The organism is Gluconobacter frateurii (assembly GCF_002723955.1).
Taxonomy (GTDB): Bacteria; Pseudomonadota; Alphaproteobacteria; order Acetobacterales; family Acetobacteraceae; genus Gluconobacter; species Gluconobacter frateurii.
The window spans coordinates 174,657-196,706 of the sequence record NZ_BEWN01000005.1; the positions used below are offsets into that span (position 1 = coordinate 174,657).

The 22,050-nt window shown below is 56.0% G+C and carries 20 protein-coding genes; 8 read left to right on the plus strand and 12 right to left on the minus strand.

Annotated features, from left to right (window positions below; translation table 11 throughout):
- Positions 1-15: 15 nt before the first annotated feature.
- The 4 genes from GFR01_RS13635 to GFR01_RS13650 all read right to left on the minus strand — a co-directional run bounded on the left by GFR01_RS13635 (position 16) and on the right by GFR01_RS13650 (position 3,500).
- Complete coding sequence (locus GFR01_RS13635; RefSeq protein WP_099182883.1) at positions 16-1,242, minus strand: DNA recombination protein RmuC; 1,227 nt, start codon at positions 1,240-1,242, stop codon at positions 16-18.
- Between the two features lie 44 nt (positions 1,243-1,286).
- Entirely contained in the window at positions 1,287-1,532 is a 246-nt protein-coding gene (locus tag GFR01_RS13640) for a hypothetical protein (RefSeq protein ID WP_034880508.1), read from the minus strand.
- A gap of 109 nt (positions 1,533-1,641) precedes the next feature.
- Positions 1,642-2,817, minus strand: coding sequence for a BaiN/RdsA family NAD(P)/FAD-dependent oxidoreductase (locus tag GFR01_RS13645; protein WP_099182884.1), 1,176 nt, complete (start codon positions 2,815-2,817; stop codon positions 1,642-1,644).
- 14 nt (positions 2,818-2,831) lie between these two features.
- Entirely contained in the window at positions 2,832-3,500 is a 669-nt protein-coding gene (locus tag GFR01_RS13650) for a glutathione S-transferase family protein (RefSeq protein ID WP_063905283.1), read from the minus strand.
- Between the two features lie 79 nt (positions 3,501-3,579).
- Between GFR01_RS13650 and minC the strand changes: the two genes are divergently transcribed.
- The 4 genes from minC to GFR01_RS13670 all read left to right on the plus strand — a co-directional run bounded on the left by minC (position 3,580) and on the right by GFR01_RS13670 (position 6,000).
- The gene (minC, locus tag GFR01_RS13655; RefSeq protein WP_099183016.1) at positions 3,580-4,317 is read left to right on the plus strand and encodes a septum site-determining protein MinC; all 738 of its coding nucleotides are present in this window, start codon (positions 3,580-3,582) and stop codon (positions 4,315-4,317) included.
- A 160-nt stretch (positions 4,318-4,477) separates the two neighbouring features.
- Positions 4,478-5,296 carry a septum site-determining protein MinD gene (gene minD / locus GFR01_RS13660; RefSeq protein ID WP_099182885.1) on the plus strand — a complete coding sequence of 273 codons (819 nt, stop codon included), beginning with the start codon at positions 4,478-4,480 and terminating at the stop codon, positions 5,294-5,296.
- Positions 5,293-5,562 carry a cell division topological specificity factor MinE gene (gene minE / locus GFR01_RS13665; RefSeq protein WP_099182886.1) on the plus strand — a complete coding sequence of 90 codons (270 nt, stop codon included), beginning with the start codon at positions 5,293-5,295 and terminating at the stop codon, positions 5,560-5,562. Before minD ends, minE begins: the two co-directional genes overlap by 4 nt.
- Before the next feature lie 75 nt (positions 5,563-5,637).
- Positions 5,638-6,000, plus strand: a complete 363-nt coding sequence (locus GFR01_RS13670; protein ID WP_063905280.1) for a YidB family protein — start codon at positions 5,638-5,640, stop codon at positions 5,998-6,000.
- Between the two features lie 46 nt (positions 6,001-6,046).
- On the opposite strand, the gene GFR01_RS13675 is transcribed toward GFR01_RS13670, so the two are convergent.
- Positions 6,047-7,264: an SMP-30/gluconolactonase/LRE family protein gene (locus tag GFR01_RS13675; RefSeq protein ID WP_099182887.1), complete on the minus strand. Its 1,218-nt coding sequence runs from the start codon at positions 7,262-7,264 to the stop codon at positions 6,047-6,049.
- Positions 7,265-7,445: 181 nt separating this feature from the next.
- On the opposite strand from GFR01_RS13675, the gene GFR01_RS13680 reads away from it, so the two are divergent.
- Complete coding sequence (locus GFR01_RS13680; protein WP_373317602.1) at positions 7,446-9,923, plus strand: TonB-dependent receptor plug domain-containing protein; 2,478 nt, start codon at positions 7,446-7,448, stop codon at positions 9,921-9,923.
- Positions 9,924-9,965: 42 nt separating this feature from the next.
- Here the strand turns inward: GFR01_RS13680 and GFR01_RS13685 are convergent, their stop codons facing one another.
- From GFR01_RS13685 to GFR01_RS13720, 7 genes are all read right to left on the minus strand, one after another.
- Positions 9,966-10,976: an SDR family oxidoreductase gene (locus GFR01_RS13685; RefSeq protein WP_099182889.1), complete on the minus strand. Its 1,011-nt coding sequence runs from the start codon at positions 10,974-10,976 to the stop codon at positions 9,966-9,968.
- Positions 10,977-11,106: 130 nt separating this feature from the next.
- On the minus strand, positions 11,107-12,108 hold the full coding sequence (gene holA, locus GFR01_RS13690; protein ID WP_099182890.1) for a DNA polymerase III subunit delta: 1,002 nt from the start codon (positions 12,106-12,108) through the stop codon (positions 11,107-11,109).
- A complete protein-coding gene (locus GFR01_RS13695) occupies positions 12,108-12,764 on the minus strand; it encodes a hypothetical protein (RefSeq protein WP_063905275.1) in 657 nt (218 codons plus the stop codon). The genes holA and GFR01_RS13695 overlap by 1 nt, the downstream gene beginning before the upstream one ends.
- 2 nt (positions 12,765-12,766) lie before the next feature.
- A complete protein-coding gene (gene leuS, locus GFR01_RS13700; RefSeq protein WP_099182891.1) occupies positions 12,767-15,364 on the minus strand; it encodes a leucine--tRNA ligase in 2,598 nt (865 codons plus the stop codon).
- A gap of 7 nt (positions 15,365-15,371) precedes the next feature.
- Positions 15,372-15,953, minus strand: coding sequence for a DUF3576 domain-containing protein (locus tag GFR01_RS13705; RefSeq protein WP_063905273.1), 582 nt, complete (start codon positions 15,951-15,953; stop codon positions 15,372-15,374).
- A 74-nt stretch (positions 15,954-16,027) separates the two neighbouring features.
- Complete coding sequence (locus GFR01_RS13710; protein ID WP_244902299.1) at positions 16,028-18,160, minus strand: AfsR/SARP family transcriptional regulator; 2,133 nt, start codon at positions 18,158-18,160, stop codon at positions 16,028-16,030.
- Between the two features lie 1,008 nt (positions 18,161-19,168).
- Complete coding sequence (locus tag GFR01_RS13720) at positions 19,169-19,483, minus strand: hypothetical protein (RefSeq protein WP_099182893.1); 315 nt, start codon at positions 19,481-19,483, stop codon at positions 19,169-19,171.
- A gap of 162 nt (positions 19,484-19,645) precedes the next feature.
- On the opposite strand from GFR01_RS13720, the gene GFR01_RS13725 reads away from it, so the two are divergent.
- The 3 genes from GFR01_RS13725 to GFR01_RS13735 are packed head-to-tail and all read left to right on the plus strand — an operon-like array spanning position 19,646 to position 22,049.
- Positions 19,646-20,626 (plus strand): AEC family transporter, encoded by a 981-nt coding sequence (locus GFR01_RS13725; protein ID WP_099182894.1) that lies wholly within the window; start codon positions 19,646-19,648, stop codon positions 20,624-20,626.
- A complete protein-coding gene (locus GFR01_RS13730; protein ID WP_099182895.1) occupies positions 20,608-21,093 on the plus strand; it encodes a low molecular weight protein-tyrosine-phosphatase in 486 nt (161 codons plus the stop codon). Before GFR01_RS13725 ends, GFR01_RS13730 begins: the two co-directional genes overlap by 19 nt.
- Before the next feature lie 23 nt (positions 21,094-21,116).
- Positions 21,117-22,049, plus strand: a complete 933-nt coding sequence (locus GFR01_RS13735) for a 2-hydroxyacid dehydrogenase (RefSeq protein WP_099182896.1) — start codon at positions 21,117-21,119, stop codon at positions 22,047-22,049.
- Position 22,050: the final 1 nt, after the last annotated feature.

Genomic DNA, 22,050 nt, shown 5'->3' on the forward strand with positions numbered 1-22,050 from the left:
CCATTAAAATCAGTCTTAGACTTCCGGAAGTTCAAGATCATCCTGTGCATCTTCGAGATTTTCCACCCCATCCAGTGCTCTCAGGCGTCGGCCCAACACGCGCGTCCGACGCCGGGCTTCTTCAATCGTATTGCCCATTGTCCCTGCATTCCGCTGCAATCTGTCCAGCACCTGATCCATCCGCAGCATTTCCTGACGGGTTGCTCCAAGGAGCGTCGCAATTGCTTCTGTTCGCTCTTCAAGTGCCAGTGTCACATAACCGAGATGAACCGTACGCAGCATGGCTGGCAGCAGAGAGGGGCCCATGACGATCACGCGATACAAACGCCCGATTTCGTCAATGACGCCGGGCATCCGGGCAATTTCCGTGTAGAGGCCATCTGTTGGCAAATAGAGCACTGCAAATTCAACCGTGATCGGCGGACAGATGTATTTGGAGGCAATCTTGCGGGCCTCGAGCTTCATCGTCGCTTCAAGTTCCTTACGGGCCGCCTTCTCAGCATTCGCATCAGAAAGCTCAGTCGCGTTCAGAAGGCGTTCATAAGCCTCAGTCGGAAATTTGCTGTCGATGGCCAAGCGAGGCGCAACGTGGCCCTTCACTGGCATCCGGATGGCAAATTCAACAGACTCCCCGCCATCTCCCAGACGGAAATTCGTGTCGTAGCTGCCCTCCGGCAGAACATCATCCAGAATGGCACGGCATTGAGCCTCACCCCACCCGCCACGCGTCTTCACATTGGAGAACAGGCGTTTGAGGTCTCCGATCTGAGCCGTGACGTTCGTGACTTCGCCTAAGGCTTTCTGCATGGCGCTGAACTGTTCAACTACGCGCTGAAAGCTGGTCTGCATCTGTTTTTCGACAGCACCATGAAGCTGTTCGTTGACGGCAGCACGTATGCGCTCAATCTGCACGTTCTGGGTCTGCGCCATTTCTCGTAGCGCCTCAGACAGCAGAACACGACCTTCAGCCTGATCCTGCCCAACCCGCCGGGTCAGATCCCCCAGACGATCATTGGTTTCCAACCGCAGCTGATCCATCCGGCTGGAGAGAACACGCTCGACTTCCGCCAGATGAGCGCGCTGATACTCAGCATCCCGCGCACGCTCATCGGCTTCGCGGTCGAGAAGACGGGCAACGTCCCCGCTCCCGCCCCGCATGATCGCAAGGGCGGCAACGGCGAGCGAAACTGCGGCAATAATCCATGGAACAAACTGCGCCATACCGGAAATCCCATCCTGCATGGCGCGGTTCTATCCCCTTCAGCCCAAAGGGCCAATGTCAGGGATTACGGCTGATGCACATTGCCGTAGCTGGCTGCCCCCAGACCAGGGCAGGAGCACGACGTACCAAGCGGGACCTGAGTTGGCATCTTGCAGGTGTAGATCCCAGCCTTACAGGTGTACCCATAGCCGGCAACGGGAGCAGACGGGTTTACAGGCCCTGAAGCGGCCGTTCCTACGCAGGCGCCCAGCCCGAGAAACGAAAGTCCCGCGGCGACACGTAGTGCAGAACGGCGGATGGAACGAGACATCGGTATGACCCTCTCAAGACAACATGAATGAACGGAAAACGGATTTCCACTACGTCAGTTGCGGGCATCCTACGCCGGTATGGCAATCCTGTGGCGTGATTGTTCCAGCTTATTTGCGTTCAGCCGCCGCCTGCCCTGCTGCAACGCCACTAGACCAGGCCCATTGGAAATTGTGACCACCCAGCCAGCCCGTCACGTCCACAGCTTCGCCAATCGCATAAAGCCCAGGAACATCGCGCGCTTCCATCGTCTGGGACGAGAGACCACTGGTGTCGATCCCGCCCCGCATGACTTCCGCCTTGGCATATCCTTCGGTTCCAGCAGGAGAAATCTTCCAGCGGGACAGACGATCCGCCAGCGCACGGAGTTTCTTGTCCGGCTGATTGGCCAGCATCGTATCGCCGAGGTCAGCAACAAGCTCTTTTGCAAGACGCGACGGAAGTGCATCCAAGAGGCTGGGAGGCAACGCCTTCGGACGGGCCTGTTTGATCTCCAGCAGCATCTTCAGGGCATCTTTTCCAGGCAGGAGATCGATCTGAGCCGACCCTCCATTTTCCAGATAAGACGAGATCTGTAGGATCGCCGGGCCGGACACACCACGATGGGTGAAAACCATACCATCCTCGAAACGCGGCCCTTTTTTGCCTGTCGTTGCAATAATATTCAGGGAGACACCCGCCAAAGACGGATCAGCATCCGCCAACACCAGCGGAACAAGTGCTGGCGCCGTCGGTATGATCTTCAAGCCGAACGATTTCGCAACCCGCAGCGAAAGATCAGAGGCCCCCAGCTTGGGAATGGACAGGCCACCCGTCGCCAGAATGACAGAACGCGCCTGAACATCCCCAGCATCCGTCTGCACGACAAAGCCGTCTCCGTCAGAGCGAACATCCATGATTCGCGTCTGCATCCGTGCTTCGCAACGCGCGGCCTGACACTCGGAAACCAGCATGTCCACAATCTGTCGCGCCGAGCCATCGCAAAACAGTTGGCCCTTGGATTTTTCATGCCAGGCGACGCGATAACGATCCACCAGCTTCACAAAATCGCGCGGCGTATAACGGGCCAGCGCAGACCGGGCAAAATGTTTGTTCTGGGAAATAAAGCAGTTCGGTCCGGTCTCCAGATGCGTGAAATTGCACCGGCCACCGCCCGAAATCAGGATCTTGCGGCCCGGCTCAGGCCCATGATCCAGAACGAGAACACTTGCACCACGTTGCCCAGCGGTCGCAGCAGTCATAAGGCCAGCCGCGCCAGCCCCAAGGACCACCACATCATACGTCACGGACAAATTCCTGCTCAGAAATCCAGATTAGCGTAATGACCGGGCGGCGTAATGCCACTCATTCGGTCCGTCAGAAGTCCGCGGAAACATGGGCGGGATTTAACCCTTGCATACCAGTCCTTGGCAGCAGGTGCCTTGGCCCAGTTCACATCCCCAATGAAGTCGAGTGCGGAGAGCTGCGCTGCCGCCGCGAAATCAGCCATCGAAATGGACGGGCCCGCCAGCCAGGACCGCGTCTCAGCAAGCCAGCCGATATAATCCAGATGAAAGCGCATGTTGCCGTAGCCAGCCCGCAACACATTCCCGTCCGGATGACCGCGTCCATACAGACGCTTGTCCACCTTCTCGCCGAGAAGATTACGGGTCACCTCTTGTGCAAAACGGTTCTCGAACCAGTCCATCAGGCGGCGAACTTCCACGCGCTCTGCCAGCGTACGTCCCAGCAGAGGCGTATCCGGATAGGCTTCGTCCAGATATTCACAAATGACTCGTCCTCCGGGAACGGCAAGACCGTTCTCTTCAACAAGGACGGGAACTTCACCAGCGGGGTTCAGGGCAAGGAATTCCTCGCGCTGTTCCCACACCCGTTCGATCACGAGTTCACAGGGCAGTCTCTTCTCGCCAAGCACGAGCCGAACCAGACGGCATTGCGGGGAGAGTGGAAGGTGATGCAGGATACGCATGCTTTATGTTCTAAGTCAGCCACTACCTGCTCACAAGAGCCTCCGTCATCGCTTCCATACAGGGCCAACGAATTTTCCGATGTCAGACACCGCATCCGCTTCCCGTGCTTCTTCCCCGATGCGCATCCGTGCCCGTGGTCGCTCCTTCCTGGCACTTGTCCTGTCTCCGGAAGCACCGCTCGATCTCTGGCTGGCGGGTCTTGACCAGCAGATCGTTCGCTCCGGCGGCCTCTTCAGTGGCAAACCGGTCATTCTCGATCTCGGCCTTCTAGCCGCAGATACTGCAGGCCTGCCAACCCTGCTTGAAGATATCCGCAGCCGCGGCGTCCGCATCATCAGCATCGAGGGCGGCGACCGCTCCTGGCCTGCCGTGGCAGACTGGGACTGGCCGGCCTCTTTTGATGGGGGCCGACCTTCTGGTGAAGTCGAGCTACCAGAACAGGCCACTGAAGCAGATACCGCAGTCGCCTCAGCCGTTTCCGGCGGTCAAACCCTTGTTCTTGATGGTGCCATCCGCTCAGGCCAGTGCATCCAGCACATGCAGGGCGATGTTGTCATTCTTGGATCTGTTTCCTCGGGCGCAGAAATCGTAGCAGCCGGATCCATTCACGTTTACGGTTCGCTCCGCGGACGGGCCATTGCAGGTGTGGGCGGAAAATCTGAAGCCAGAATATTCGCATCGCGGATGGAAGCCGAGCTTCTTGCACTGGATGGCTTCTATGCCGTTACGGAAGATATCGATCCCGCTATTTTCGGTCAGCCCGCACAGGCTCTGCTTGATGAAGACCGGGTGCGTGTTCTGCCCCTCCCGCGGTAACGTAAAGACATTGAACCGGCGTTAAAGTGACCCGGTGCCACGAAACCGCCCCTATTCCCGTGTTGCCGTAAGGCTTCACTATCCCATAGTATGTGAAAAATAGGCGCGGCTTCCGTGCATTAGGCGGCACACAGTCGCAGACGCAGTTTTTGGAGTTTTCATGGCCAAGGTTCTGGTTGTCACCTCAGGCAAGGGTGGCGTCGGCAAGACGACATCAACTGCTGCACTCGGCGCAGCGCTTGCGCAAAGCGGGCAAAATGTCGTTGTCGTGGATTTCGACGTCGGCCTCCGGAATCTTGATCTGGTCATGGGCGCAGAGCGTCGGGTGGTGTTTGACCTGATCAATGTTGTTCAGGGTGATGCCCGCCTGTCGCAGGCCCTGATCCGTGACAAGCGCTGCGAAACCCTTTCCATTCTTCCGGCATCCCAGACACGTGACAAGGATGCGCTGACGTCTGAAGGCGTCGCACGCGTCATGGACGAGCTTCGCGAAAAGTTCGACTGGGTCATCTGTGACAGCCCGGCCGGTATCGAACGCGGCGCTCAACTTGCGATGTATCATGCAGATGCTGCCGTGATCGTCACAAACCCGGAAGTCAGTTCCGTTCGTGACTCGGACCGCATCATCGGCCTGCTCGATATCAAGACCCAGAAGGCGGAACGCGGCGAAAAGATCGAGAAGCACCTGCTTCTGACGCGTTATGATCCGGCTCGCGCAGCGCGCAAGGAAATGCTGAGCGTTGAAGACGTTCTGGAAATCCTTTCGATCCCACTCGTGGGTATCGTTCCGGAAAGCGAAGACGTTCTGAAGGCATCGAACGTCGGTGCACCCGTCACGCTTTCCTCTCCTGAAAGCCTCCCGGCACGCGCTTATTTCGAAGCGGCACGGCGCCTGTCAGGCGAAAAAATTGATGTTTCAGTGCCGACAGAGAAGCGCGGCTTCCTTGACTGGCTGTTCGGTAAAAAGGGTGCGGCATGAGCTTCCTCGCAAAGCGACAGCCACCTACGAGCGCCGTTGCGCGTGACCGGCTCCAGATCCTTCTGGCCCATGAGCGCAGCGCTGGGGAAGAAGGTGAATCTGACCTGCTGAAGCAGCTCCACAAGGAGATCATGGAAGTTATTGCCCGCCATGTCGCCGTTGATCAGGACAAGGTTCAGATCAAGCTGGACCGTGGCAGCGGATGCTCCATGCTGGAAATCGACGTCGAAGTTCCGCAGGAACTCAGCAACAAGCGCGCATCCTGATCTTCTGACAGAACGGCACGCCCGACCAATAATTTACAGCGGCCGCGTGGCCGCCCCAAAGACGGAAGACACATTATGAGCGGCTTCTTCGGTAACATCGTCAATCAGGCCATGGGTGCCCTTGGTGGCCAGTTGGGCGACAAGCTCGGCGGCAGCTTCGGTGATATGCTCAAGGGTGAAGGCCTGAACATGCTCATCAATCAGGCCAAAAGCGCCGGCCTGGAAGACAAGATCCATTCATGGATTGGCAATGGTGAGAACCTGCCCATTACAACAGACGAACTCCGCAATCTTCTGACCGACCAGCAGGTTCAGATGCTCGTTTCCAAGACAGGCCTGCCGGCTGCCACCATTCTGCCTGCACTGGCTCAACTTCTTCCAGCCGCGGTAGACCAGCACACCACTGCCACACAAGCTCCTCCTGAACAGACAGCCTGAACAGACAGAAAAGCCTCGGCCAAGAAATGGGCCGAGGCTTTTTTATTCAGTCTCCCGGCGTTCCAGCCTTGATCGAAGCTGTGTCCGGCAAGGCATTATAGGCTTCTGGCGCTTGAATCGGGAACCGGGCCAGAAGATAAGGTGGCTCCCGTCGGTCTTTCCCATCATTGAAAGACGCCAGCCGGTTCCACTGTCCGAACGTGCAGTAAACATGCGTTTCAGAGGCAAAAATCCCATCCGGGGAAAGTATACGCGGGTCACGAAGCATAAGCTTGAACGACCCATCCGGATCTCTTCGCAAGATACAGTCATGCTCATAATTAGTCGTATACAGGCGGTCATGACTGTCGAAGTCCAGCCCATCCGCCACCCCCTTCTCTCCCTCATCCCGGATAGCCGCTTCCAGTTTGGCGTCATCGGTCATGGGATCTGCCAGAAGAGCAACGGGTAAACTGTAAAGTCTCCGACTTGTCAGGGGCGCGAAATATAGGCGTTGCTCGTCCTTTGTAATCGCGATTCCATCCACTCCCCCAGAAACCAGTTGTGGCTTCTTGAGCAAATACTGCCGTGGCTCGCCTTCGATAATTGCCAGAAATCCCTTTTCCGGCAGAATAGCCTTGCTTTGACTTAAAACCCGTCTTCCTTGCCCCGTCGCGACATCCACAACAACAAGTGCCGGTTCAGTCCCAAACGATGAATCCGTGACAAAAACCGTCCCCGCAGACCCATGAGACAGGGACACGCGCAGATCATTCATATGGCTGTTCGGAAGCAGAACAGGTGCCTTGAGAATAATCCTGTGCACGACGGCATTGGTTTTCGGATCAATACAGACAATTTTTGCTGCGCCTGGCGCAATCGGATGACCTGCGCGCTTTCCATCATCAATGGCCCAGATCCGTCCATTACGATCGAGCGTCATTCCATGGATTGAGACGAGACAGTCCGCATCAGGGCGACTGCTGGGGAGACTTTCTTCTTTCGACGGATAAGGAACCACCCTGCCCTTCACCAACTCCCCGAGCGTAGCTCCCTTGTGATTCACAGCATGCCGCGGGAAGCCGACAAACGTGCGTCCATCAGGCAACACAACAATCCCTGACGGGCCGGGACCATCAAAACTCGCAACAATGTCAAACACCCCATATGGGCTTGTTCCCCGGTCTTCGTTTCCTGCAGCCAGGGCAGGAAAAGCTGAAAGGGGAATTGCAGCCAGGGAGACGGGGGCTATCGAGGCGGTTTGCAGAAAGTGGCGACGCTTCACAGATCAGACTCCTGTTTTTCGCTCCAACGGTCTGTGTCATAACGTCGCAAGTGAGGGAATGGCGCCACACTGAGGTAAGAAATACGCAAATGTTATTGAAACGGAAGAAATTCCGTTGACCAACCCGATACACGACACCAATCTGTCGAATTATCAAACACTCTCGTGAGATCGTTAAATCGTGTCTGTACGTTTTTCCTCCCGGCATATCGTGCTTCTGGGCACAACTCTTCTTGGTTCCTCCCTTGTCATGCCGGTTGCAGGACTTTGTGCAGCCCCTACCGCAAAAGCAGAAGGCACCCACAAGAAAACGAAGAGCCATCCATCACTTGCACCGGCACCTGCCAAGGATGTTTCCGGCGGCAATGAATCTGTCATCGTGACGGGAACCCGTGAATTCGGCAAAAAGGCCCGTGATTCGATCTCCCCGATCGACGTGGTATCAAACCGGCAGATCGCTTCAACGGGTCAGCCCACCCTGCGTGACGCTCTTTCGCTCCTGCTCCCGTCTCTGACCGTTCCGACAGCTGGCTTCGATGCAGGCGCACTAACGGATACAATCGCTCTGCGAGGTCTGAACCCGAACGAAACCCTTGTACTGGTTGATGGCAAACGCCGTCACACGACGGCAAACATCTATGCCGATCCCGGCCCGTCCCAAGGCGCCACCCCCGTTGATATCGACATGCTTCCCATGTCCATGATCGACCATATTGAAGTTCTGCGGGATGGTGCCTCTGCCCAGTATGGTTCGGACGCGATTGCCGGCGTGGTGAATATTATCACCAAAAAGCAGGATCACGGTCTGAACATGCGTTCCAATACCGGGATTACGAGCGAAGGAGATGGCTTCCAACAGGGCGTCTATCTGGATGGTGGCTTCAATCTTCACAACCGCGGTTACGTCCATATCGGTGGCGATTTCGTGCATCAGGACCACGCTTTCCGGTCCGGCAAAGACAATCGTACGAACCAGTATACCAACCAGGTGCTGAGCCAGCCCGAACAGACGCGTGAAAGCGTTGCCATCACTGCGGGCTATGACATCACTGAGAACGTTCAGGCTTACGCAAGCGCGACCTATGCTCATCGTCATGCGGAATCCTACCAGAACTATCGCCTGCCATCGACGCTCACCGCCTATCCGGGATACGCCGCGAAATACCCATACGGCTACTCACCGATCCTCGCGCTGGAGGAAAACGACTACGAGCTGACGGCCGGTTTCAAGGGCATGCTGGCCGGTTGGCATTGGGACCTTTCTACGGTCTATGGCCGCGATTTCGATCGGTTCGATGCGCTCAGCACAATCAACAGTGCCGTCTATACGGCCTCTGGGCGGTCGCCGACGAATTTTTACAACGCACAAGGCTATAACAACTCCCAGTGGACGAGCAGTTTTGACCTCTCCCGGAAGTTCAACTTCTCTTTCTGGCCGCACAGCATCAACGTGGCTGGCGGCGCAGCGTATCGTTATGAGTCTTACTCAATGGGCACGGGCTCTGCAGACAGCACAGCAGGTACAGGCGCTGACGGTATTCCTGGCACAACGTCTTACAACGCGGGCAACTGGTCGCGTGATGTTGCATCTGGCTACATCGACATTGCAACGCATCTGATGAAGAACTGGCAGGTCGATCTGGCAGGACGCATCGAGCACTACACCGATGTTGGAAATGCCAAGACGGGCAAAATTTCCACACGCTACGATTTCAGCCCGCGCTTTGCCGTCCGCGGAACGTTCAGCAGCGGCTTCCACGCCCCGACACTGGCCCAGCAGCATTATTCCGCGCTGGCTGTCTCCCCAACTGCCGCACGAGGCCTGATTGCAGCCAACTCGGCTGGCGCGCTTGCCAACGGCGCATCCCAGATGAAGCCTGAACAGGCCACAAGCGTAGAGGGTGGCATCGTCGTCGAACCCATTCGCAAGCTGCATGTGACGGTAGACGCCTATCAGATTGACCTCCGTGACCGCATCCAGCCAGGTGGAACGATTTATGGCTCGGACGCCTACAGTGCCCTTGCCATGAATAACTTCCCGCTTCCTGCTGGCTCCGAAAGCTGGGGAGCCGGTCAGCTTTCAACATACTGGTTCGCCAACGTCGCCACGACCCGCACACAAGGTCTGGACATCAATGCGACCTATCCCAGCGAATTTGGCCGCTTCGGTCATGTGGACTGGGATGTTGCGATCAACCTGAACCGGACGCGTCTGCGTCATCAGGGCACCACCACAACTGGTGCAAACCTGCTGACAATTCCAACGCTCGCCTATCTGACGACGGCTTATCCGCGCTCCAAGATCATCTTCGGTGGCCGCTGGCATTCTCCCAACAACACATGGGCAGTAGCGGTACATGAAATCCGTTATGGCCAGACGACCTCTAATCTGACGTACTACACTGGCCCGAACGCATTCTCGACCACGAACTATCTCGAGTTCCAGAATGCCCCGAAATGGACGACCAACGCGTCCGTCACCTACAACATAAACCCGCATTGGAGCGCGACGATTGGCGGCAACAACATCTTCGCCGCGTATCCGTCTGCTGTGCCTAAAGCAAACCGTTATCTGGGTGCTCCAAAGTACTACATGAGCACCAACCAGCTCGGCATCGCGGGCGGCTACTACTATCTGGATGTTTCAGCCCGCTTCTAAGAAAGCAGCACACCGGCGGAGGCTGCTCCGCCGGTTTTTTTATCAGCCCGGTACCCCGGTGCCGCCTGTTACGCCAAATACCTGCCCCGTGATGTAACTGCCATCCGTACTGGCAAGCTGAACATAGATGGGTGCGATTTCTGCGGGCTGTCCCGGACGTTTCATGGGAACGGTAGAGCCAAATTTTTCGACCGCAGACATAGGTTGACCGCCACTCACCTGCAGTGCTGTCCAGAATGGTCCTGGTGCCACCGCATTGACCCGGATCCCTTTGGGAACCAGTTGCTTGGCGAGACTTTTGGTCAGATTTGCAATGCCCGCCTTGGTGATACTGTAGTCCACGAGAATTTCGGATGGTTCGTACGCGTTGGACGAGCTCGTATTCACGATTGAACTTCCGGGCGGCATATGGGGAATGGCGGCCTTGATGATCCAGAACAGCGCGTAGAGATTGGTCTTCAGAGTCCAGTCAAAATCCTCGGTCGTCAAATCAAGAATGCTCTCGTGATAATGCTGTCGACCAGCACAGTTCACCAGACAATCCAAGCCACCCAAGCCAGAAACAGCATCGGTCACGAGTTTTTGGCAAAAGGCTTCAGTCCGAATGTCTCCAGGCAACGCGACAGCCTTGCGCCCCTCCGCCTGAACCAGCTGAATGACTTCCCGTGCATCCTCTTCTTCCTGCGGCAGATAGGAGATGGCGACGTCCGCACCTTCACGGGCAAAGGCAATTGCCGTTGCCCGCCCAAGACCTGAGTCGCCGCCGGTAATCAGAGCCTTGCGACCCGCCATGCGCCCACTGCCGCGATAGGTTTTCTCCCCATGGTCGGGGCGCGGTGTCATGTGGGATGCCAGACCCGGCCACGGCTGAGGCTGTGATTTGAAAGGGCCTGCTGTGTGAAGTTTACCGGGATCCATCAGGGGCGGAAGAGTGCCGTTCTGAGTAGGAGCGGTCTCGGCTCTGGATCGGCCTGCAGATGCAAGGGCAGCCAAGCCCACAGCAGCGCCTTTCAGAACCTTGCGGCGTGCATCATCGGAGGTTTTCCCACTCATTGTCAGATCCTTCCCTGAAAAGCGCCGGTTGGCAGTCCACGCCAACACGACACTCATTTGCAGACATGCAGAGAAAAGACCCCGACATCCAAGCGGGTTTCATAAATTCGAGAATAGTTCTGAAAAGCTTTCAGGCCTTCCAAATTCCACACAGGGAGGCGATATGGCGCCGACAGAGCGCCATATCCGGCGTACCACTCTGTTTGCAGGCCAGTTCAAAAGCCTGCGTTTCCCGCATGGCCCGCGCCAAAGCATCTGCATTCCAACGATCAAGAGCCTGATTGAATGCAGCCGCTCGCTTGAAGAACACAGGCGGCTTGAGCGCCTTCATCGCTTCCGCACGCCCCTGACCGCTCTCCACCCCGAGTGCAACCTTCTGCAGCCGCACGAGAACACCCAATACGGCACGAGCCACCGCCACAGGGTTCGCACCATCGGCAAGAGCGCGCTCAAGAGCCTGATCAGCTTCGCTCCGATTTCCGGACAACGCTGCAAACACGGCGTCTTCCAGAGAACTTCCTCCGGCATCCCCTACGCAATCCTGAACCGCGTCCAGATCCAGTCGGCCGTTAGCGCCTGCATAGAGAACAAGCTTCTCTATTTCGCCGCGAACTCCGCTTCGGTCAGTCCCTAACCGCCCCATCAGCCAGGTCAAGGCATCGCGATCGATAGAGACACCCGCCTGTGACAAGGCATCCGTGACAGTTTGGGAAAGGGCACGGCCCTCTTCAGGGTAGCAGGCAATGGATGCAACATCCTTGCGGCTTTCCGCCAGCGCCCGAAGTTTGGATCGCGATGAAAGGCCCGGCGCTTCAATGACAATGAAGGTATCGGTCTGCGTCTCGAGCGTACGGGTCAGAAGCGGAACAAGAGAATCCTGTCCATCCCGCACCCACACAGCGCGCCGACCACCAATCAAGGAGAGAGCGGTTGCTTCATCCTCCAGACGATCCTGCGTGTCCCGATCGAGTTGAGCCACACGGAAAGGATCATCCAGCGTTTCTGCTACCTGCCGAACAGATTGCGCCGCACGCTCACGGATGAGTCCCGAATCTTCTCCATAAAGGAGAATTGCGCGCCATCCGCCTGCGTCAGCCAAGGCACGCCCGATATTCCGGGTCTCAACCTTCATTAATTAGTGATGGTCCCCTGTGAGAGACGCCCCGTTGCCGACGCCGGGAAGCCATCTGCACCAACCTTGTCTGTGGAAGTGCCGTCATCAGAAGGCATCCTGTCGGTGTTGATATAACGCGGCAGATCCACCTGGGTATTTTTGGACGGCATGTTGTGGGATCTGAACCAGATCGCCAGCTGTTCGGTCAGATTTTGTGCCAGTGTCTGTGCTACGCGCCCCTTTACTGACTCATCATTCAGGGTCTGGGCAAAATATTGCTCAAACGTTGTGCCATATCCATCCAAAGTCGTAACGTCGCCCTGCGTCACAAACTGGGGAGACTGCTCTACCGTAAAAAGCTGCCAATGGGCATTGCCTGTTACACGGTTGCGGCCGGATGTGTTGTCCTGATGGATATCAATGGCTTCGGTATTGGCGCCTGAACTGACCCGCAACGTGTAACGTTGCGGGTTTTCCGGCCCAGCACCTGCCAGATCTTTCTGAAGTGCCAGTCGCAGTTCCTGACCGTAACGCCCCGGAATGTTCGCTACATAAACCTGAGCCAGCTCTGCAGAAACATCAGTTTTAGGGGACAGCTTTCCGTAAAGAGGTGTGAAACCACACCCTCCCAGCATCAGAAAGCCCGTTACCGTCAGAGCACTGCAACGTTTCACGATCAGCCTGCCACTACAAAGTTGACGATCCGGTTCGGAACGTGGATTTCCTTCACGAGGCGCTTACCTTCCAAGGCGCGAGCCACATTCGGCTCGGCCTTTGCTGCAGCCAGCACCTGATCCTTCGGAGCGTCTGGCGGAACCTCAATGGTTCCACGCAGCTTTCCAAGCACCTGAACGCCAATCGTGACGCTCTGAACCGCCAGCCACTCATCCTGAGCTTCCGGCCATGCCCTGTCCACCACAAGATCGCCACCCGGCTCAAGCACGGCCATCATGTCTTCCGAAAGATGCGGCATCATAGGTGCGGTAAGCAGGCACAGCGCAGATGCTGCTTCGCGGCGCGCAGCCGGAAGCCCTTCCCCGCTTTTATTCTGTGCCTCAGCCAGAGCAGAGGTCAGTTCATGCAGTCGAGCAACGGCAACATTGGGTGTGAAGGCTTCAAGCGCCTCTGTAACGGCCGCAATAGTCCGATGGGTGACACGACGCAGATTGTCCCCGGCTGAACCATGAACACTGTCGATCGGATCAGCCGTGGCAACAGCCGACACCAGACGATGGAGACGCTGCCCAAAGCGGGCGGCAGCAGCAACGCCAGAAGCCGTCCATTCCATATCACGTTCTGGGGGGCTGTCCGACAGCACGAACCAGCGGGCCGTATCCGCGCCAAACCGCTCAATGATTTCTACGGGAGAAACCGTGTTGCGCTTGGACTTGGACATTTTCTCCGATCGGCCCACCTGAACCGGCGTTCCGTTATCGCGGCGGACAACCTGCTCTCCACGGCGTTCGACCTCTTCCGGATAGAGCCAGCCGCTCGCATCCTTGTAGCTTTCGTGCGTCACCATACCTTGGGTGAACAGGCCATCAAACGGTTCATCAATCCCAAGATGCCCGGTCTCATGCATCGCTCGCGTAAAGAAGCGTGCATACAACAGATGCAGGATCGCATGCTCGATACCGCCGATATACTGGTCAACCGGCAGCCAGCCATTAGCCGCTTCCGGAAGCGTCGGGGTCGCGGCATGGGGGCTCGTGAAGCGTGCGAAATACCATGAACTATCGACGAATGTATCGAACGTATCGGTCTCGCGGATCGCCGGGGCACCACAGTTCGGGCAAGCCACATGCTTCCATGTCGGATGATGGTCCAGCGGATTGCCCGGGCGATCAAACGTCACGTCTTCCGGCAGAACGACCGGCAGCTGATCATCAGGAACAGGCACTGCACCACAGCTGTCGCAATGGATGACAGGGATCGGACAACCCCAGTACCGCTGACGGGAAATGCCCCAGTCACGCAAGCGCCAGTTCACGACGCCATGCCCGACGCCCATGCCTTCCAGACGCTCAATGACCGTTTTCTTGGCAACAGCGACATCGAGCCCGTCAAGGAACCCTGAGTTATAGAGCTTCGCGTCTCCGGTCACGGCCTTCTTGCCAACCGTGAACGTCTCGGCATCTTCTCCGGCAGGCAGCAGAACCTGCGGAACAGCCAAGTCGTACTTGCGGGCGAAATCAAGATCGCGCTGATCGCCACAAGGGCAACCGAACACCGCGCCTGTTCCGTAATCCATAAGCACGAAATTCGCGATCCAGATCGGTGCGGACTGATCCGGGTTCAGCGGATTGCTGACGCGAAGACCCGTATCAAAGCCGCGCTTTTCAGCAGCTTCGATCACTTCCTCGGATGTTCCAAGGCGGCGGCACTCTTCAATGAACTCTGCGGCAGCCGGATTAGTTTTCGCCACCTTGGCGGCCAGCGGATGATCCGCTGCAATACCGACAAAGCTCAGGCCGAACAGCGTATCAGGGCGCGTCGTAAAGACTTCGATGCCGTCCAGATCCATGTCGAACCCGGCCGGTGGATTGTGCAGCGCAAACCGCACCCGCGCGCCTTCGGAACGACCGATCCAGCGTTCCTGCATCGTCCGCACACGCTCAGGCCAGCGATCAAGCTTCCCCAGACTGTCCAGCAGAGGCTCGGCGAACTTCGTGATCTTCAGGAACCACTGAGAGAGAACTTTCTTCTCAATCAGTGCTCCTGACCGCCAGCCACGTCCTTCAACAACCTGCTCGTTGGCCAGAACTGTCTGGTCCACCGGATCCCAGTTGACCGACGAATCACGACGTTCGACCAGACCACCCGCCAGCATGTCAAGAAACAGCTTCTGCTGCTTGCCATAATATTCCGGCAGGCACGTCGCGATTTCACGATCCCAGTCCAGCGAGAAGCCCAGACGCTGCAATGTTCCGCGCATGGTGGCGATGTTCTCCATCGTCCACTTGCCAGGATGTACATTGCGTTCACGAGCTGCATTTTCCGCAGGAAGTCCGAACGCATCCCATCCCATCGGATGCAGCACAGAGAATCCGCGTGCCCGCTTGTAGCGCGCTACAACGTCTCCAAGCGTATAGTTTCGCACATGCCCGACATGAAGCTGCCCGGAAGGGTACGGAAACATCTCAAGGACATAGTACTTTGGACGGTCAGCAGGAGGTACATCCGGAACGGCAAAAACGTTCCGCTGCTTCCACTCGGCCTGCCAGAACGGCTCTCGTGAGTGAAAATCGAAAGCCGGGGTCGTGGAATCGCTCATGTCTAACTCAGTTGCCCCGCTCGCCATTTTCCGCACGCAGCTGGCGGGCACGGGTCAGGATACGGGTCGTGATGTCGGAAGTCGTCGTGGCGGAGACAGGGGTGTCCTGCCATTGGCCGTCCTGAAGCGTCTGACGGAATACAGAAACACGCAGGGCATCGGAACGCATGCGACGATCCAGCACATAGGCCGCAATCTTGAAGCGCTCATCCTTGCTGGCCGGCGGCTGGTACCAGTCTGTCAGGATAACACCACCAACGGCATCGGCAGATGCCAATGGCATGAAGGAGAGGGTGTCAATCGCGCCACGCCACAGATAGGCGTTCACACCACCCTTGAGCTGATCAGCACCACCTTCTGCGCCACGGTCAACACCGAGGAGATGATTGCGAGGTGCTGTCAGGCTGCTGGGATCACGAGCACCGCCGCAAGCTGCGACGGTTCCAAGTGCGAGCATGCCGAGGGCAACGCGAACTGCGGAACGATGGAAAGAGCGGGAAGCAGTCATCTGCGTACGAGACATCATGGTGGTCCTGCAGGCCGGGCCAGGGCCGTCACGGGCATGGATACAGACTGGCGAAACCTGCATCCGGGCAACATCAATTCCGTGTTCATATCGCGCCCGCCGGGCAAGGCCAAGCGCCCTCCTGGCTTACAGGTCTCTTATGAGAGGCCAGCGCCCAGAAAAGCCTGATGAAGTTCAGTCTTTTTCGCTTCACTCAGATATGGAAAACGGCTCAGAATTTTCGCAATTGTCAGATCCGGAACCAGTCGGTGCAGGTGATCACGGACATGCTGGATTTCTTCCTCGCTTTCGCGTTCTTCAACGAGAGCAACGAGATAATAGACCAGGGCACTTGGATAGTTGGGATACAGCCCTGCCATCAGACGCCCCATTTCGATAACATCGCGGCGTTCACCACCAAGCATCATGACCATCATGAAGAATGGCCGAATCAGAATATAAAGAGGCGAATGATACGGATTGTTTCGTAACTGCCCGGCGAGCTCTGCCGCCCCCTTCAAATCTTCATCAAACAACCGTAGCAGCAGATGACACAGCATATAGTCCGGAAGATCATTCCCGCTTTTGAGACCTCCCAACGTCTTTGCAAGCATATGAATAATGGACCGAGCCATCGGAAGCGATGCCCGATCATGCATTAGCAGCGTCGCCAGCAGAACCGCTCCTCCAGATGCATCAGGCTTGAGGTTGACAAGCTGCCGAGCGAACTGAACCCCCGTCGTCAGAAGCTTTGTACCTTCATCGCTCCAGTCATTTTCATAACGGATCAGACAGTACAGCACCTGCATGAGGGCGATATTTCCCTCTCGCGGGTCTTCGGTCCCTGCCATTTCCAGCAGCTGGCTAACATGGGGGAAAACCTCGTTGCTCCCTTTAAGCAAAAGCATAAAGACCCGGGCAGCTTTTCCGAGAGCTGACAGTTCGCCATCTGCCCGATTAGCAATACGGCGTGCTTCTGCCAGGAGAAGCCCCCATTGCATGGCGGACGCAGGGCCGATCAGCCCTGATGCCACTGACATTGGATCCATTTCTGGAAGATCATAATGAGTGCCCCAGACAATAACGCCGCCGGCACGAACATCCATGACCTTCAAAATCAGGCGAAGTGCATGATCGGAAGCGCCGGCACGTACAGCACCTGTGATGATATAGTCAGCTCCAAGGCTCCGATAAGACGCCATGGGATTTACCGGATCAGGCACAAAGCCTTCCGGCATCGCGACGATATCGAACGTATCGACATGCACAAATAGCAGTTCAAACTGATCGCCGAGGCTGGTGGCACATTTCAGTTCAATGTCTTTATGACCATCAGCCGTGAACGGCGTCAGGATCAACAATGAAATCTTGCGAGATTGACCTGCAGCCATCCGGGCGAGATGCAGAGGCAGAGCCAACATGGGATCGGTTCGCTGACCAGAGACGGCCAGTGGGAAATTTTCATCCCCTCCTGAAAATTGGGCCGAAATAACCTCTGACCCTGCAGCATCCGAAGTCGCAATACCCCCTTCGGACCCGGGAATTTTCAAGACGCTCGCCAGCACCCCCTGAGTAAGTGGACTTGGCGTAAGCCCTTCCTGCTGCCCCAACACTCTAGTCGCCTGCTCTGCAAGCATAGTGGCACGAGCGTGCTCGCCGCGTCGTAGAGCATTCTGGATTTTGGCACGCCATGCTGCTTCATTGAGCGGATCAACCTTGAGAAGACGATCCGTGACATCATCAACCTGATCAGCGTCCGTCAATTCTCGCAGACAGCCTTCATAAATCGCAAGAAGATGATGAGACAGTCGTGCCCGCTGCTGGTCCAGCCATTCATCAAGGGCTGGATCAATGCCACTGAGTTCTCCAAGAAGAATTTCTTCAGGGGCAGGAATGCCATCAATGGTCCGGACGGTAGCCGTGAGAATACGTTCCGCATCCACGGACGTCAGAGCAGGCTTTAACGTTAGTGAATGACGCTGCACATCGATGAGCTCGACCCCCACAGGGCTTAGGGCATCGAGCAGACGATGAATTTCTTGGCGCAGGGATGCACGAGCCATATCTTCAGGGCGCCGGCTCCAAAGCAACTCCGCCAGCCGAGAACGCAAGACCGGTTTTCTGTCAGAAAGAGCAAGAATGGCGAGAAGTGCGCGCGTTTTCCCCCCAACAGGAAGAACGCTCTCGCCCGTCAAAGTCCGGGCTTCCATCTGGCCTATCAGCTTGAGGCGCAACAGAGTGGGGTCGGTTTCACGAGCCTGACGTACGGAACCGGAAAGCATTTTGGTCATACCCATCAATATCCGTAATCAGAACATGGCTCCGGACGAAAACAGCCCTGAACCGGAGCAGACATCCGACACGAAATCATGACAAGTATCCTCAAACCGAAGCAAACCTAAAACCGCGCTTCAAAGCGCATGCTGTAGGAACAGGGCTGCGGTATTGCCATCCTTCCTACCCAAGCGCTGATAATGCCCAGCGACCACTTCTCCGCCGTACGAGATTTAGACTCACGATGGATTACGGCCTTTTTTTGGAGGTTAAAAACCTGCAGCGCCAAGACAAGGCGGGCAGACATGCCTCCAAATGCACTACTTTCTCACGTGCCGTCCGAAGAACAGCTTACGAGCAGAAAGCCACCTGAGAATAATTTCTTGATACAGACGTTTCTATAAGTTTGATATCAAGGAACCTAACAGGTTGGTGCCGACTGGAAGCACAGCCGAAACAAAAGCGCAAGAAACATCTTCTCTTTAGAAGGGTTCCTTTTTGTAGGAATTGCTCTATCAAATCCTTGTTTTAGAAATAATATTTAAATTGTTTCTAAAAATTGGTAATTTAATTTTCATATGTTTTTTCTCAAAACAACGTTTGGAAAGATTTAGTTTTTTTATTTTTAACGTATTTTTTCAGAATCTGTTGGCGTTCTCACTGCCTTGCGAAAAAAACGGTCGTGCGATAACACTCCCAATGTGTGTCCGCGTAGCTCAGCAGGATAGAGCACAGGATTCCTAAGTTTGAATTGGGCGCTATGGCTGGAAACTCCATAGTGGATTCGCTCAAATTCGGGGAACGCTCTGACTTACTTGAGTCGTGCCAATCCCGAGCCAAGCTCTCTGCCGTGGCAGAGAGAAGGTGTAGAGACTGTACGGGTGACACCTGGGCTTTCAGAATGCCTTGGTGAAGAGACAGTCCAGACCACGAACGCACTCATAGTGGGTGCGGCGGCGAAAGCCGAAGTGGTATGAATCCTGGGGCCGGAGGTTCGAATCCTCTCGCGGACACCACAACTTTCTTTAAAAACTGACAGTCTTGTCCTGCTGGGGGATACTCTGCATGGGTATAGTGTGCGGAATCCCCAGAAGGGCATGCAACAGATAGACGAGGAATGCTGCTGTAAGCAAAACGGCCAGCAATCTCCCAAAAACACGTAATGACAGCCCTACTAACGCGACGAACAAAAGCACCAGCAATATTGTCTGGATCGGACCATGGATCCCGATACTGCCTAAAGCAGTCCTGACAAGCAGTTCGACAAAGGTGACGGCGGCCACAATCAGCCCTAGCAACGTCAGAATGAAGCCAACCAAGGTATCGAAAATGGACTGCATGATTTGACCATGAAAGAAAATGGGACAGATTTGCTCCAGAAAGACACTCCCGAGCACTCAGGTCAATCATTACCCGCGCCAGCGGGGATGGACGAATGGTAACGATGTCATTACGAAAGAACCCTGACACAGCTGGAACTTCCGCATTTTTATGAGCAATACATGACCAGTTCTCCCAACCTGCTGCTCACGATCGTTGAAGCGATCCTTCCAATCCTGGTCACGCTTGGTTTCGGTTATTTCGCTGCTTATCGCAAAGATTTCGACGCCCAGCAGGCTGGCGTTCTGACGCGACTGGTCATGCTTTACGCCTTGCCCCTTGAACTTCTGGTCTCCATTCTCAGCACACCAAAAGCTCAGGTTCTTTCCGCGGGACCTGTCGCCGCCCTGATCCTCCTCGCCATGGTCGGCGGATATTTTGTTGTTTTTTCAATTTTCCGTTTTGCGCTCAAACGCCGCCTGAGCGAAGCGGCAATGATTGCCATGACCGTTACCGGGCCTTCCGTGCCCTTTATTGGTATTCCGGTTCTTGGTCAGATTTTTGGAGCAGCAAGCGGCGTCCCGATCTCTATTGCCGCACTGGCAATGAACCTGATCCAGCTTCCTATCACGCTCATCCTCATGGGGCATGATCATGAGGGGCGCCAGCCTCGATCACCGTCCGCAGAGCGCCGCGACGAACTAAGGGAGCTTGTGGGACACCTCCTGCACTCCTGTCGCGAACCAGTCGTCTGGGTGCCTCTCATGGCACTGATCCTTGTCAGCGCAGGCGCATCCATTCCGCATTTTCTGAAAGGCTCGCTTCAGCTCCTAGGACGCACAACAGGCGGCGCCGCCCTTTTCGCATCAGGTGTCGTGCTGTTTACCCGTCAGGTCCGTTTCAGCCCGCTGGTTGGCACGATTGTTGGCGTTCGGAATATTGTGATCCCCGGCATCATCTACATTCTCGCGCGCCTGTGGCACCTTCCTGTTCAGGCACTTCAGGAAAGTGTGTTGACGATGGCAATCCCGAGCGCTTCCATCAACGTTATCTTGGCGATGCGGTATCATGCACTCGAACGCGAAATCGCATCGGTCCTGTTTTTCGGAACGCTCAGTTCCATTGCAACAATGGCATTTTTCATATGGCTCACCGGCGCTTGAAGAGTTTCCTGTTTGTCTGCACAGGTAACATCTGCCGTTCCCCACTTGCAGAACTCGCCATGCGTCGGGAAGCTACGATCCGTGGCCTGAACCTTGATATCGACTCAGCCGCGACCGGACACTGGCATCTCGGATACCCGCCAGACCCCAGAGCCTGCCGTGTTGCACTTCAACATGGACTGGATGCATCAGATCTTCGAGCTCGGCTTGTAACACGCGAAGATTTTGATCGATTTGATCATATTCTGGCACTCGACCATTCCCACCTGTCTTACCTGCGTAATCTGCAGCCCGATGGAAGCAAGGCTTGTGTTTCCCTAATGCTGGACCATCTTCCGGGCCGACAGGGGAATGCCGTAGCAGATCCATATTACGGTCCTGACGAAGGCTTTGATGTCACCTGGCAGGAAGTCGAAGAAGCTTGCCGCTATTTTGCTGAAAAAGAACTTGGCCCCGTTGAGGCTTAACGTCACCAGATTGGAGAAACGCCTTGTCTTCCCGTCCTGACATTCTGGCAATCGACCAGTTCCCTCCGGCCATCACGGAACGACTGGAAAGCCTGTTTACAATCCATCAGTACGAGGGACCTGAAGCGCTCTCGCCTTACGCAGATAAAATCCGCGGCGTGGCGACAGGTGGCGGATCAGGTCTGCCACGCCCTATTATGGACGCACTCCCGGCACTGGAGGTGATTTCGGTCAACGGGGTCGGCACTGACCAGATTGATCTGGAAAAGGCACGTCAGCGCAAGATTGGTGTAGCCACGACACTCGGAACACTTACCGATGACGTGGCAGACATGGCCATCGCCCTCATGCTTGCTGTGATGCGTGAAACTGTTCTCAATGATCGTCTCGTCCGCGCGGGGAAATGGCCAACGCAGCCTCTTCCTCTCTCGAGAAGCGTTAACAAAAAGCGTATGGGAATTGCAGGCTTTGGCCATATCGGGCAGGCCATTGCCCACCGCGCTACAGCCTTCGGCATGGAACTGGCTTACTTCAATTCCCGTCGTCGCCCAGAAAGCACACTACGCTTTGAACCGGACCTGAAAGCCTTGGCAGACTGGTCTGACGTCCTTGTTCTTGCTGTTTCGGGCGGCCCACGCTCAGCAAATATGGTCGATGCTGCCATTCTGGACGCCCTTGGACCTGACGGTGTGCTCATCAATATTGCACGCGGCTCAGTTGTCGATGAAGCAGCTCTCCTGTCCGCTCTGAAGCAGAAGCGTATTGCCGGAGCGGGCCTGGATGTTTTCCAGAACGAGCCCAATATTAATCCAGAATTTTTTACCTTGGAGAATACGGTTCTTCAGGCCCATCAGGCGTCGGCAACTATTGAAACGAGAACGGCAATGGGAAATCTTATGGTGGATAACCTCGTTGCCCATTTCGAAGGCAAGCCTCTCCTAACGCCTATTCTGTGAC